We start from the raw sequence: 13,135 nt of genomic DNA, 5'->3' as shown, positions 1-13,135 counted from the left end.
GTGGTAAGCATAAGTTGGTTCGGTAACTATTATTTTTGTGCTAAAGCTGGTATATCTGTTATATCTTTTGTCTTGATCCCGAAGTTTAAATTCCCGGTGTTAAGGCCAAACTCTCTTACTTCAAATTTCAAATTGTCGGCTGTCATTAACTTTTCTTTATCAAAAACAACTAAAAGGTTATTGGCAACACCCATTCCGTAAGTTTGCTGAAATATGCAGTCTGTTGGCTCAACCGGTTTTCCATCATCAGGGACAACATCAATAAAATTTTTCATTCTAAATGCCAATACCTGCACCATTTCACTGTATTGGCTAAATTCCAGTTGCTTTAAAAGCTCTTTATTATTTGCAGATAAACTGAAAACGAAAAATAATTTATCCTGAAACTTTAAAGAGTCTGATCTTCTATCCTTATTGTTAAGCCCCCCCTCATTAAACATCATGGTTTGCCAGGGTTTATATGTCAATACCGTTTTTATTTTTCCTGTTTGCTGCGTTTTTTGGAGGCCATTTTCTGGATCATTAACATAGGCTATCAAACCTGCCAGGGATACTGTTTTCCTTTTACAAGAAGGGGAACAAACAACAAACATCCCCAACAGACCGATAATTATTAACCTGCCGGATCTTTTCATTATTTTCTATCAGCTGAGTATTCGTTATTAATTTCTTCAATAACCTTTGCTGTAATATCCAGGCCATCACGCGCATATGCGATGGTTCCGGATTGATTGGCAATTAAAATCATCTTATAATTATGATCTTTACCATACTTTAACAAAAAAGCATTGATTTGAGAAACAACACCTTGCGTAAGCTTCCCATCTTCCTGCTTAGCATTTTCCTGAATGGCATGTTGATAATCTGATAATTGCTTCTGCTTTGTTTGTATAAGCTGTTTGCTTAGCTCCTGCTCCTTGGCAGACATGGTTGCTATACTCTTTTCGTATTTTTGAATGGACGACTTAACTTCATTAGTTAATGTATCGATATTGGCCTGCCAAAGCTTAGCCTTTGATTGAAATGCCTTTTTAGCCTCGGCCGAGCCTTTATATTCATTTAGTATTTTCGCCGAATCGACATACGCTATTTTGTCATTTTTAAAGAAATAATTTAATAACAGAAAAATGACTGCGCAGCTTAAAATTACATGATATGCGATACTGAAATAGTTGGTTTGTTTTATAGGGGTTTTATTTTGTTGCATTATATTATATCGTGAATTATTTGTTATTTAATTAATTTGTGCCTTTTGCCAAAGTTTGCATCGCTTTTTCTAACTTATTAATGCGCTCTTCCTGTTCTTTTTCCTTTTTATCCTTCTCAATCAAATACAAAGTCAACTCCTCCACCTTTTTAAGCAACAGCTTATTCATTTCGCCCAGGTTGACACCATCTTTCTCAATTTGCTGTGCCGATGGGATTTCGGGCAGGTGTTGGTTTTGGTCGATATAGGTTTTCACATCGGTTAATGAAGGCAGGGTGTAGTCTTTTTTGAAAACGTAATCTGGCCAGTTGGCAACAAGCTTTACTGTTACTGCGGTTGCAATCATGCTGCCACCTACTGCCAGTTTATAACTTGAGTTGTTGAGGGTCCAGGCTCCATAATCTGTGGTACCTATGCCCACATTCCCGGTACCGCTAACCCGCAAAGCAGCCTTGCTTTTAATATCAGCATCGGCAAGTGTTTGTGTGGTAGCTCCGGTTGAAACGATAGGGGTAATGTATACCGTACCAGCAACATCGGTATAAATTACGCTGCCGCCATTGTGATATCCATCTCCGTCAATTGTCCAGTTAGAAGGTGTCGAACCGGTTCCAATTCTGGCGGCGTTAAAGCCTATATATGACGTGCCGTAACCAAGGTCGGCACCACCGGCATTGCCCACAGAAAATTTACTGACGGTATTATTAACCTGGAAAGTAGAAACAGGCGTCATAGTGCCAATGCCCACGTTTCCAGCCGAACTGATCCGCATCCGCTCTGCATTGATGCCATTGGCATTCGCGGTGGTAAATACAAATGCTCCGGGAACAATTCCACTTGACGGTGTTCCATCAACCTGGAGAATAAGCTGGCCCGAACGCTGCGCTGTCGTGCCATCGTGGCCAAAGAAATCAAGAAAGCCAATGTAATCTCCGTTTTGTACTGCAAGAGCCGAGGTTGACATGCCGCGCGAGCGCCCAAAATACAGTCGTGACCCTTGAACGGTGGAACTATTGAACGATTCGAAGCCAAAATCAGCAGAAGCCCCGCTATTAGACAAATGAAATTGATGGGTAGGGGTGGTTGTACCGATACCGATTTTACCATTTTGATCGATAGTTAAACGGCGGACATTGGCCGTAACCAGGCTCATGGTAGGGGAGTTGGCGTAAGCATTGGCACTCTCGAACAGTAGACCGCCCATCTTGTCGGCTTCGGTTGTTGAACTTTCGCTCGATAATTTAAATATCATGCCCAACTGGCGTGAAACAACATCTGCAGTAGCGCCCGGACGGCGAATGGTTATCAGGTCGGCAAACGGAGTAGTTCCTCCTATACCTGTAACAACCTCCAATTTGGGCATAGCTGAAGGAAACAGGGCGGCCGATGCGTTAATGGTATACGGGGTTGCTGACCCGATGGTAACACTGCCTGTATTGGTATTATTGATATTAGGAGTGGTATTAGTCCACTGAGCATGTGCAAAAATAGAAACTAAAAGAAGTGTGATAGTGATAAAGATCGATTTTTTCATGATTGGATAATAGTTTAATAAGGGGATATAAATGTTGGCATCCTTGTTGCCCTCAAAAAATTAACATGCCAGACATACAGGCCACTTTAGGACTATGCTGAATAAGTTAAAATCAGGAATCGTTTTGGTTTTCCTTTTAAGGATTTCTTTGAGATGATTTCATATTAGTGTGATTAAGGTTAGGTGGTAAAAAAAATATGTTGTATGTAAAAAGTATTTTGAATTATGTTTTTTTCAAACGTGATAAAAATACATGTTTTATTGTAATTTACAAACGGTAAATTATTTAGCATATTAAATTTCAACGAACTAATCCTCTTATACCTTTTAAAAGTTACGACCAGTATTTTTTTTATAAGTAATTATCCCTTAAAATATTAGAGTTACACCGAGATATTAAAATCAGGAATTTAGCGTGGTCAAAGTGTAACGGAATCCACTGACCCTTTTTTCGGAACGCAGTGTTCAATGGCTCCGGAATATCCAATTTACTGAGCCCTATAATAAGACTCTGCCAAAGAAGCTTCTCGAGAAATTTACTTCAAATCAAAGAGTATAGAATAGGCTTAAGATCTATTATTGCATTCCAACGGGATTTAGGGGCTTTAATGTTTTTTTAAAGACAAATTACTGATTTAAGGACGGAAGTCAATCTATTATTGATTGACTCCGGCTAGACGGGCTTAAATCATAGAAATCGACCGGACGTTTTCATGAATAAAAAGGAATTGTTTTTTCACTTTTTTCGTACATTTGAATATAGCATTTGCAGCTACATACTTATGAATAAAAGGTGGTGAGTAATTCGGTGAGTACGAAATTGAAAACCATTCAAGATATCGAATAAGCGCAGAAAATTAGGGTTAAAACAAATCCCTCCCTCTCCGCTTAGTATTTTGAAATTAAGGTCAAAACGCTGTAAATTAATTATTTACGGCGTTTTTTTGTTTATGTCAAAAGTATAATAAACCAAATTAATCCGATCCATTATTACGCGGTTCATATTGATAAACGATTAAACGATCTTGTACGATGTCGTCAGTAATTTGGCAGATACCTGACCTATGCTCAGATCTCGTCCAAAGAGTTGTTTTGGCTACCGGCATTAACCGGCCCTATGACCATTTACAGGAAATGATCCTGCGCAGCTCTGAAGCAGACAACCGTCAGGTTGCTTTGCATTTATTAGAACTTCACAGCCGGGTTCAAGGCTTTCGGCCCGATAATACCAGCTAAAGTTTGCTGTAGCCGGAATAAAACGATGAAAACGACGATACTGATAATCGCGGCGAAAAAGCACCACACCGAAAGCTCATAATCCTCGAAAAAGAGATGGGTTATGATGTAAGCTATGCCTATGGAAAGTCCAAACAGCCACATTCCTTTTACGCTCGAAATAAACGGGGGAACAACGATGGCCAGGAAATATAATATCGCGGAATCGTGGAGCGCCGAATTCATCGAGCCCAGGCTATAAAAAATATGCATACCCGCTATCTCTGCGTGAATGGGCTGGGTCATCAGCCGGTAAGCCAGGTAGCCGGATACCAGCAGGCCAATTCCGGTTGCTATATACAATATCTTTTTTCTCGGCGTAGAAGTTTCCAATAATAAAATAGCGAAAGGCACCCAGGATGGCCAGACCACCTGCGCAAATGCCAGGAAAGTATAAGTTGCCGGTTTTAGCCATAGGGCATAACCCGGATTTAGGAGTGCGAGCCATATCAATCCTTCTGATACCTGCTGCACGGCAAAGATGAGCGGGATCCCGGCAAAGACCATTTGCTGCCGCTTACCACATCTACTGAGCGTAGCGACGCCTATTACAGAAAGGACGGCGCTGGCTCCAAAACTTGCACCTGCTGAAAAACACATTTTTCTTTCTCCTTTTGATTTGATGAGTGTTAAAATTCCAAAGGAGTTGAGACGAACGGGCCGTTTTCCTGATTTGGCAACGCATTAGTATTGTTTTAAATATAGCACTAAATTCAATATTGCGCCTTACATTTAATAACGCCGTACCGGGCAGCAGCTTCGATCGGCGAAAACGGAATGCCGCAGATAACGTTTGAGAATCGTTTAAAGTCCGTCGCCATCAGGTTTATCGTAAACCGATAAAGCAACGGGTAAACAACCGGCGACACCATTTAAGCCGCAAACAGTTAAGGTAATAAGGATGGCATCCACGATTTCTGCCCGGGAAGCGCCCAACTCCTTTGCCATGGCCACATGGTAGTAGATCGCCTTCGGATCGCCTAACGCGGACTTGATGCCGATATAGACAAGCTGCTTGGTTTTTGCATCAAGGCCATTTGTCTGTTTTAACGCTTCGACTAATTGGTTAAAAGCTATGGCTACTTTGGGAGCCTCCTGTTCAAAAGCTGCTAATGGGTTACTATTCATGATTTCCTGGTTTATGGTGAAAATTCCTGAAGAAAATAGCCAGTAAAAGCACCGATCCCGGCGCAGTAACCAGCCAGGGCGCGCCTATAAACAACACCCAGGTGGAAAAATGCGGGTAAAAATAGGCAAAACCGATTAGGGGTATTACCAGTCCGTTGGCGATCATGAACCTCCTGAGCCATTTTTGCGCGCCGTCTTTTTTGAACACGAAAGCAGCGAATAAGGTGGACAAGCCCATGCATATATAACCCAGCGCGTCCAGCGTCCAGAAAAAAGAATGCGGTGTTACCCTAAGGATACTAACCGAAGCATCGCGCAAGGATAAAGGTATAACAGTTGCCAGCTGGACCGAATATATCAGCACAACATAAACTGTATAGAGCAGGGCAAATAACAAAGCTGCATGGCTCCAAATTCTCCGGTCGCCGGGCACGATATGATGTAATGCCAATATCGAGATCAAAAATGGCGGGGCAATGGCCAGCGAAAAGCCATAGATCAGGATGTCATCCAAAGGATAGCCGGTGACACCGGCGACCTGCAGGATCTGCACGATGCCGTAACCCATCATGGCAATGAATGCGACTATAGCCCCGTAAAGGCCGATGGTGGCGATATCTTTTTTCATGACAGGGTTTCCACTTTAAGATCAATAGCCGGAAACGCTGTACCGCGCTTTCCTAAAATATTTTCCAGGTCATCCTTGTAGATCACTTCCTTTTTTAACAGCAGGTTGGCCACCTGCTCCAGCGAGGCTTTATTTTCCGCCAGGATGGTTTTCGCGTCCAGATACGCTTGCGCCACCAGCTTGCGGATCTCCTGGTCGATCAATTCGCCAGTCGCTTCGCTGAATGGTTTTTGAATAGCCAGATCGCGTTGATCGGTAGAGTCAAAGTAACTGATATTGCCCAGTTTTTCATTGAAGCCGTAATACACAACCATGGCATAAGCCTCTTTGGTAACCTTTTCGAGGTCATCCAAAGCGCCGGACGATACCTCGCCGAAAACGATTTCCTCGGCGGCCCGTCCTCCCAGCGTCGCACATAAATGCTCGTGGAAAGCGGTTTCGCTGCGCAATTGTTTTTCTTCCGGTAAGTACCAGGCTGCGCCCAGCGATTTTCCCCGCGGAATAATCGAAACTTTTACCAGCGGGTCTACCGTTTTCAAGAGCCAGCTGGTCACCGCGTGGCCCGCTTCATGAAAGGCGATCGTTCTTTTTTCTTCGGGCGAAATGATCTTGCTTTTCTTCTCCAGGCCGGCAACTATCCGGTCAATTGCATCCATAAAATCCGCTTTTTCTACTTGTACCGCTTTTCGCCGGGCCGCGATCAATGCGGCTTCGTTGCAAATATTGGCAATGTCCGCACCCGAAAAGCCGGGCGTCTGTCCGGCCAGGGCTACCAGGTTAATACCATTTGCCAGGATTAGCCCCGCCATATGCACTTTGAAAATCGCGGCGCGCTCATTCATATTGGGCAATTCCAGGTAAATATGGCGGTCGAACCTGCCCGGACGAATCAGGGCCGGATCCAGCATGTCGGCCCGGTTGGTTGCTGCCAGCACTATCACACCGGTATTGGTGCCAAAACCATCCATTTCGGTCAAGAGCTGGTTAAGCGTACTTTCCCGTTCGTCGTTGGCGCCACCTAAAAAAGCGCCTTTGCCCCTTGAGCGCCCAATGGCGTCAATCTCATCAATAAAAATAATGCAGGGTGCTTTTTCCTTGGCCTGCTGGAACAGATCACGCACGCGGGAAGCCCCGACGCCGACAAACATCTCTACAAATGCGGCACCTGAAATAGAGAAGAATGGAACCTGTGCTTCGCCGGCAACAGCTTTAGCTAATAAGGTTTTGCCCGTCCCGGGCGGCCCGACGAGGATCACACCTTTAGGGATCTTGGCGCCCAGTTTGGTAAAAGAGGCCGGTTTTTTTAAAAAGTCAACAATCTCCAGCACCTCAACTTTAGCCTCGTCCAAACCGGCAACGTCTGCAAAAGTTACTGTGCTGTTTTCTTTTTCAATCAGAGTGGCGGTAGATTTTCCAAAATTAAAGATCGAAGAACCGCCTGTTCCGGCCATTCCGCCACCAGCCCGGCGCATCAGGAAATTCCAGATGACCAACAGCAGGATAAACGGCACCAACCAACTGAGGATGTTCAGCAACCAGTTACTTTGATAGGAATAACTCACCGGGATCTTTTCGTTCGCTGCAAAGTTTTTCTCAGCGTCCTCCATGTTATGCTCAAAAGATTCCACCGAGCCGATTGTAAAGGTATAATGCGGCCCGGTACTGATCCCCTTGCCAAAGGCGGTCGTAAAAACTTCTTTGAATGCCGGATCCTTTGCAAAAGCTCTTTTGAGATAAACATTAACTTTCTCTTTGTTAACAACCTCCAGTCTTTCTACCGCTTTGCGGCTCAATATCGTGGTTGAAAATTGCTGCCAGGTGGTTTCCTTTACATTATACGAACCGCTCCACAAGGGCGATAGGATCACATAAAGAAATATGATCACATATACCCAAACCCAGCTGAATGCTGGCCTGGTTTTTCTTTTTACCGGCCTGCCGGGTTTCACCTGCTGATTATTTTTCATGGCGTTATTCCGGTATCTGGATCGGTGATTTAGCTTCTTTATTTATTTCATATTTGGCCAGCTGCGTCAAACGATCGTCGATGTTTTTTTCATTGATCTCCATCTGGTAGAAAATAGCTGCGGCCTTTTCCAGGTCCAAGTCCCCGGCAAATGCCGCGGCAGTGCCGTATGCGCTTATTTTATAATGATTAATCACCTGTATGCAGGCGAGCAGGCAGGCGTCACGAACCTGGATGTCTCTGCAAATACCCAATATTTCGTTCGTTTCATCCGTTAAGCTTTGCATAACCGGATCAGCACGGTTTGCAGAGATAATCTGCGCTTCCAAAATAAATGCATCCATTTGCTGGATATGCACATTCAGCTGGTCAAGGTACTTTTGCAGCACTTGCCTGAGTTGAACAGATCCTGTGTCATTGATCCATACTGGCAAGTTCTTTTGCAGCTGAAGCTCTCCGTTGGTGAATTTTCCGGTTTGATGATCCAGCAGCTGACGTAAGGTGGCAATGGTTGAAGTGGTTTCCATGGTCTTTGCATTTTAACACTCAAATTTAAGCCACGGTACTCTACTTGCAGATGATGAGCGTCATGAGGAATACTGATTGTTATCATAGATCAGCGGTCTTTGGTCGTTTTACTTTGTTATGAAATTTTAAGCTAATGCCCGTAAAGTAATAGCAAAGAAACGATGCCCGAGGAAACCCCTGTTGTAGCGCCGCAGCCCGAGATAAATCCCACGGTTGAACCGGTAGCCGCGCCGGCACCGGTGGAGAACCCGAAGGTACAGCCTCAGGAACGATCCGGCAAAAATCAACCCCCGGGGATGTTCCCCCGCCGGGTGAAGGCTTTCACCCCGGATTTTTCTGAGCCCAGGATAACGAACGACCGATAGCATGATGAAAACAGCACAGATTTTAGCCAGCAACGAAACGTTAAGAACCATCTTTGAAAGAAGAGCGGTGCGGAAATTTCTTCCGGAAATGCCTGAGGACGATGTTATTAATAAGATAATCGGGGCAGGACTGATGGCACCCTCGGCCATGAACAGGCAGCCCTGGAAATTTTATATTGCGACTCATCAAGATACTATAGCTGTTTTCTCAAAGGAGATTGCAAGGGTTGCTGAAAAAGCCATACGGAAAGCTACCCTCCGGCATCCGCTTACGGCGCTCAAAACGTTTTTGCATTTTTCACCCGGGCCGGTGGGCCTTGAGCGCGAAGACCCGATCTTTCACGGTGCGCCGGTGGTTATTTTTATCACTTCGCCCAGGGACAATGAATGGGCCGGTCTGGACATTGGGATGTGTGCGCAAAATATGATGCTCGCGGCCAGGTCACTTGGCCTGGATACATGCCCGGTTGGCTTTGCAAAGTATATGGAACAAACAGTCGTATACAATAGGTTGGAAGTGCCGGTTGATGAAACGGTGGTTTTGGCCATCGTCATGGGGTATGCCGCCGAGAAACCGCAGCCGCATCCCAGGACAAAAAACAATGTGATATTTATTGATCGGATGGAATGCTGTTAAGTAGTTGTTTGATCAGGCGGGTAAAGTGTATCTTTCCTCTATTGCCTTAAATATGGCCTTGCGCGAAGCACCGGCATTGAGCGCTTCACCCTCTATTTTTTCAGCGCATAGCGCCAGTTTTTCGTCTTTGACCGAATTTCGGAACCAGTTGGAATAATCGTGCCTGCCGAGGTGATACGACCATGTTTCGTCGTCGACACCGCTGCCCATTTGGATGAACATTATCAGGTTGCTGGCTTTCAGGTTCATACGGTGAGCAGGGCCGTTAAAATAAAAACTATTGTAACCCATATCGCCGGTAGCGTATTTGCGTTTATGCCGCAGTAACAATGGAACCGGCATATCACTTCGGATCAGCCGGGGTTGAGGCTGGCTTTTTTGCCAGACCAGGACATCACCTTTTTGAAACATAAGGTGAGCAGGTAATACCATTTCTTCCGGAAGCATGCTGGCGAACGAGCGCATAGTCTCGGCAGGCATCTCACCCATGACCAGTGCCGTATTGACCATTTTAACCAATTGGTGATCCAGGAGTTCCGGGCGCGTAGTGATAGCTATAAAACTATTAAGGTTTTCCAGGAATTCCACCGGTCCCGTTCTGTTTGCCCGGGGCATTAAATGATGCGCCTCATCCATGATCAAAAAATGCGGGTGGCCTATTGTGCGGCGCAGTTCTGCTAGCGCATGCCATAGCTTTTTAAAATATAGGGGTCGGTCACTTAATGGTATCGCCAGGATACAAACAACCACATTTTCCTCTGCTTTGTTCAGCAGATTGGTCACTTCGCCAATCAACGGTGGCTGGATCCCGTCGCCTATCGTCAGTACACCGGGAAGTTCCTGGTAATCACCCTCGGGATCAACCAGGCAAAATTGGTAACCCTTAGCAACCAGTTTCTCAATAAATGCGGCTGCCAGCGTGGTTTTTCCAAACCCCGAGGTTCCTGCCAGCAGAATGTGCTCATCATAGGGGCAGATCTGAAATGGGGTGCCATCCATTTCCTGGCCCAATGTCAGGTAATGCCGCTTCAGGCACTGATCGAGACTCTGCAGGTCGTCGTCGATCAGGCGGCCAATCAGCTGGACCACGCCCTCCCCGAAAGATTTGCCGGTCGTCCAGTCCGCTATACCGCTCACCTGAGGTAGTGCATTTTGCACTGCCACCGCGCATTCTACTGCCAATAGCATGGCATGATCATTTTCAGCATCCCCGATAGCCACGACATTATGTTCGGAAAGCTGCAATTCCCGGAGCGCCTGGTGAAGGCCGGTAGCTTTATTGACTCCCGGTGGCAAAACCATAACGGCACCTTTATTGAAGATCAGTTGGTATTCTAAACCTGTCGACCTGATCGCATCGAGTACGGCATCCTGGTAGGGTTCCCAGCTGGCAACAATGACGTGCCCGGCCACGAAGGGGACATCCTGTTTTTTTAAAAGCTGTTTAAATGATTCGGGTAGGGGAACACCTAAAAGTTGTATTTCGAGCATCGAAGGACGGTATAGCACTGCGCCATTCTCTGCGACAATGCGGTCGAACAGCGCGTATTCGGGGAATACCGCTTTGAGTTCCTCCAGCTGCCGACCGGTTACCAATATCATTTTCCGGCCGGTTGCTTTTAATTGCACAAGAGCCTGAACCGCTTCCGGTATGACCCGGTCATTATTGGCCAGGGTACCATCATAATCCGTAATGAAGCCATGATAGCGCATATCCATTTGAATTTACCAACTAAGTTCTTTTTTTCAGAGTTACAAATAATGATGCCGATCACTAAAAGTTATAATATAAGTCAATGTATTTCAGTTACTTAAATATCTAATGGGTGTCAATCTTTAAACGGGAACCTTAAATGTCCTTTGAGGGCACTCATTAAACCAGCCATGAAGAAACTATTAGTCATGTTCTTTTCGGCCACGCTGCTGTTTGGTTGCAGCGCCTGGGGGCAACAGTTTGTTTTGGGCGTTCGCGGCGGCTTCAGTATACCCAACCTCACCGCAGGAAGCGGTAACCAAGACCCACTGAACACGGGTTATAGTTCCAGGTTGGGCCCTGACTTCGGTTTATTTGCCGAGTTCAGCTTGTCCAAACGTTTTTCCTTACAACCCATGCTGAATACTCTTCCCAGGGCGGCAAAAAGAGCGGCCTCCAGGCATTTACGACGCCAGATGAACTGGCGGCGATGTACCCGGCAGGCCAGGCGCCGCTGTACTTACATGCCAATTATAACAGTGAAGCTAAGTTGAATTACCTGCTGCTGCCCATCCTGGCTAAATTGGGCTGGGATCTGAAAAGGTCGCCTCTTAAGTTTTATGTGGATGCAGGCCCATTCTTGGGCCTTCTGGTTTCGGCCCATCAGGTAACCAGCGGACAAAGCCCTTTCTATGTGGATGCCGCGGTCAACAGCCTGTGCCCGGCGGATCACAATCATTTGACAACACCGAGAACGTCAAAGATAGCCTGCATAAATTTAATGCCGGCATCGAGGGAAATATCGGCCTGAGCTATCGATTGGGTCTAAGCCGGCTGTTTATTGAAGGCTGCGGCAACTATGGTTTGCTAAATATCCAGAAAAATGCGGTAAATGGTAAAAATGAAACCGGGGCTGCAGCGGTTACCATCGGTTACAGTTATCGCTTTGGAAGGTAATTTAAATGATAGCCGGGCTGAGACTGGTACAGGCAGTTTGCCTGACAATCGTTTTGGATACGCCGTGCTGTTATGGTCATTGGAGCAGCTCTTTCCAACAATATGTGGTAAAAGCGGTCTGGGCACATATCACGTTAAAAATATTAAAATAATATTAGTTGCGGCAGCAACGGTAATTGTTCCGAATGTTTTTTGCATGCCGTTGCCAGAGAGTTCAGGTACAGATTTGTGCAAGACTTTTCGGTATGCGCGGAGCCTGGTTATTTCACTTTAAACGGGTGGATTACAAAAAGGAGGCGGACATCGACAAAACCTGTCCGTATCTCCGGCTATCGGCCCGATACAGCTTTGATCTTTGATCAGAAGGTGAGCCAGATCATGACAGAACGTGACCGGTGACATCCCCCGGTTGGACCAGGCGAGGTACCTTTACGGCACTTAATTGAAAAAATGATGAGCAATTTAGAGCATAAGGTGGCCCTGATTACCGGTGCAGGTTCAGGTATTGGTAAAGCCATTGCCATTTTATATGCGTTTGCCGGCGCAAAAGTAGTGGTATCCGATATCGATGAAAAAGGCGGCAACGAAACCCTGTCAACTATCAAAGCTAACGGAGGCCAGGCTATTTTCATTAAAGCTGATACCGCTATCCCGGATGAACACAAAAAACTCGTTGATCAAACCGTTCAGCAATTCGGTGGCCTGCATATAGCAGTGAACAACGCCGGTATCGGTGGTCCATTAAATACCGTCAGTGAGTATCCCATCGAAGGCTGGAACAAAGTCATTTCAATCAATTTATCCGGCGTATTTTATGGGATGCACTACCAGATTCCGGTCATGATCCATTCTGGTGGGGGCAGTATAGTGAATATGGCCTCTATTTTGGGTAAGGTAGGCACCAAGGGCTCACCGGCTTATGTAGCGGCTAAACATGGCGTAATCGGCTTAACCGAAGCTGCGGCATTGGAATACGCTGATCAGGGGATACGCATTAACGCCATAGGACCGGGCTATATTCAAACCCCGTTGCTTGACATCCTGGACGATACAACCATCAATCTGCTCAAGGGATTGCACCCGATGGGCCGGCTGGGCAAGCCGGAAGAAGTAGCCGAGCTGGCACTTTGGCTTAATTCTGACAAAGCATCCTTCGTTACGGGTTCATACTATAACGTTGATGGGGGTTATTTAGCACAATGACCTGATAAAACACC

The 13,135-nt window shown here is 45.8% G+C and carries 13 protein-coding genes; 4 read left to right on the top strand and 9 right to left on the bottom strand.

Going from position 1 to position 13,135, the window contains the following annotated elements; translation table 11 throughout:
- Window positions 1-29: 29 nt before the first annotated feature.
- The 8 genes from ACFGVS_RS10870 to ACFGVS_RS10835 form a co-directional block, all read right to left on the bottom strand.
- Window positions 30-635 carry a hypothetical protein gene (locus tag ACFGVS_RS10870; protein WP_439698631.1) on the bottom strand — a complete coding sequence of 202 codons (606 nt, stop codon included), beginning with the start codon at window positions 633-635 and terminating at the stop codon, window positions 30-32.
- Window positions 635-1,207, bottom strand: coding sequence for an OmpH family outer membrane protein (locus ACFGVS_RS10865; RefSeq protein ID WP_439698630.1), 573 nt, complete (start codon window positions 1,205-1,207; stop codon window positions 635-637). Before ACFGVS_RS10865 ends, ACFGVS_RS10870 begins: the two co-directional genes overlap by 1 nt.
- Window positions 1,208-1,238: 31 nt before the next feature.
- Complete coding sequence (locus ACFGVS_RS10860) at window positions 1,239-2,741, bottom strand: hypothetical protein (protein WP_439698629.1); 1,503 nt, start codon at window positions 2,739-2,741, stop codon at window positions 1,239-1,241.
- A 1,185-nt stretch (window positions 2,742-3,926) separates the two neighbouring features.
- A complete protein-coding gene (locus ACFGVS_RS10855; protein WP_439698628.1) occupies window positions 3,927-4,616 on the bottom strand; it encodes a DUF6629 family protein in 690 nt (229 codons plus the stop codon).
- Between the two features lie 204 nt (window positions 4,617-4,820).
- Entirely contained in the window at window positions 4,821-5,144 is a 324-nt protein-coding gene (locus tag ACFGVS_RS10850) for a carboxymuconolactone decarboxylase family protein (RefSeq protein ID WP_439698627.1), read from the bottom strand.
- Entirely contained in the window at window positions 5,137-5,772 is a 636-nt protein-coding gene (locus tag ACFGVS_RS10845) for a hypothetical protein (RefSeq protein ID WP_439698626.1), read from the bottom strand. The genes ACFGVS_RS10850 and ACFGVS_RS10845 overlap by 8 nt, the downstream gene beginning before the upstream one ends.
- Window positions 5,769-7,739 (bottom strand): ATP-dependent zinc metalloprotease FtsH, encoded by a 1,971-nt coding sequence (gene ftsH, locus ACFGVS_RS10840; RefSeq protein WP_439698625.1) that lies wholly within the window; start codon window positions 7,737-7,739, stop codon window positions 5,769-5,771. The genes ACFGVS_RS10845 and ftsH overlap by 4 nt, the downstream gene beginning before the upstream one ends.
- A 4-nt stretch (window positions 7,740-7,743) precedes the next feature.
- Window positions 7,744-8,265, bottom strand: a complete 522-nt coding sequence (locus ACFGVS_RS10835) for a YciE/YciF ferroxidase family protein (protein WP_439698624.1) — start codon at window positions 8,263-8,265, stop codon at window positions 7,744-7,746.
- Between the two features lie 367 nt (window positions 8,266-8,632).
- Here ACFGVS_RS10835 and ACFGVS_RS10830 point away from each other — a divergent pair, with 367 nt between their 5' ends.
- Window positions 8,633-9,268: a nitroreductase gene (locus ACFGVS_RS10830; RefSeq protein ID WP_439698623.1), complete on the top strand. Its 636-nt coding sequence runs from the start codon at window positions 8,633-8,635 to the stop codon at window positions 9,266-9,268.
- A gap of 12 nt (window positions 9,269-9,280) precedes the next feature.
- On the opposite strand, the gene ACFGVS_RS10825 is transcribed toward ACFGVS_RS10830, so the two are convergent.
- The gene (locus tag ACFGVS_RS10825; RefSeq protein ID WP_439698622.1) at window positions 9,281-10,987 is read right to left on the bottom strand and encodes an HAD family hydrolase; all 1,707 of its coding nucleotides are present in this window, start codon (window positions 10,985-10,987) and stop codon (window positions 9,281-9,283) included.
- 347 nt (window positions 10,988-11,334) lie between these two features.
- Between ACFGVS_RS10825 and ACFGVS_RS10820 the strand changes: the two genes are divergently transcribed.
- The 3 genes from ACFGVS_RS10820 to ACFGVS_RS10810 all read left to right on the top strand — a co-directional run bounded on the left by ACFGVS_RS10820 (window position 11,335) and on the right by ACFGVS_RS10810 (window position 13,121).
- On the top strand, window positions 11,335-11,772 hold the full coding sequence (locus ACFGVS_RS10820; protein WP_439699243.1) for a hypothetical protein: 438 nt from the start codon (window positions 11,335-11,337) through the stop codon (window positions 11,770-11,772).
- Complete coding sequence (locus tag ACFGVS_RS10815; RefSeq protein WP_439698621.1) at window positions 11,679-11,918, top strand: hypothetical protein; 240 nt, start codon at window positions 11,679-11,681, stop codon at window positions 11,916-11,918. The genes ACFGVS_RS10820 and ACFGVS_RS10815 overlap by 94 nt, the downstream gene beginning before the upstream one ends.
- A 450-nt stretch (window positions 11,919-12,368) precedes the next feature.
- The gene (locus ACFGVS_RS10810) at window positions 12,369-13,121 is read left to right on the top strand and encodes an SDR family NAD(P)-dependent oxidoreductase (protein WP_439698620.1); all 753 of its coding nucleotides are present in this window, start codon (window positions 12,369-12,371) and stop codon (window positions 13,119-13,121) included.
- The last annotated feature ends 14 nt before the right edge of the window (window positions 13,122-13,135 follow it).

It is taken from the genome of Mucilaginibacter sediminis (assembly GCF_051903035.1).
Classification (GTDB): Bacteria; Bacteroidota; Bacteroidia; order Sphingobacteriales; family Sphingobacteriaceae; genus Mucilaginibacter.
The sequence above is the reverse complement of the archived record's forward strand: the minus strand, read 5'-3'. Positions and strand labels throughout refer to the sequence as shown.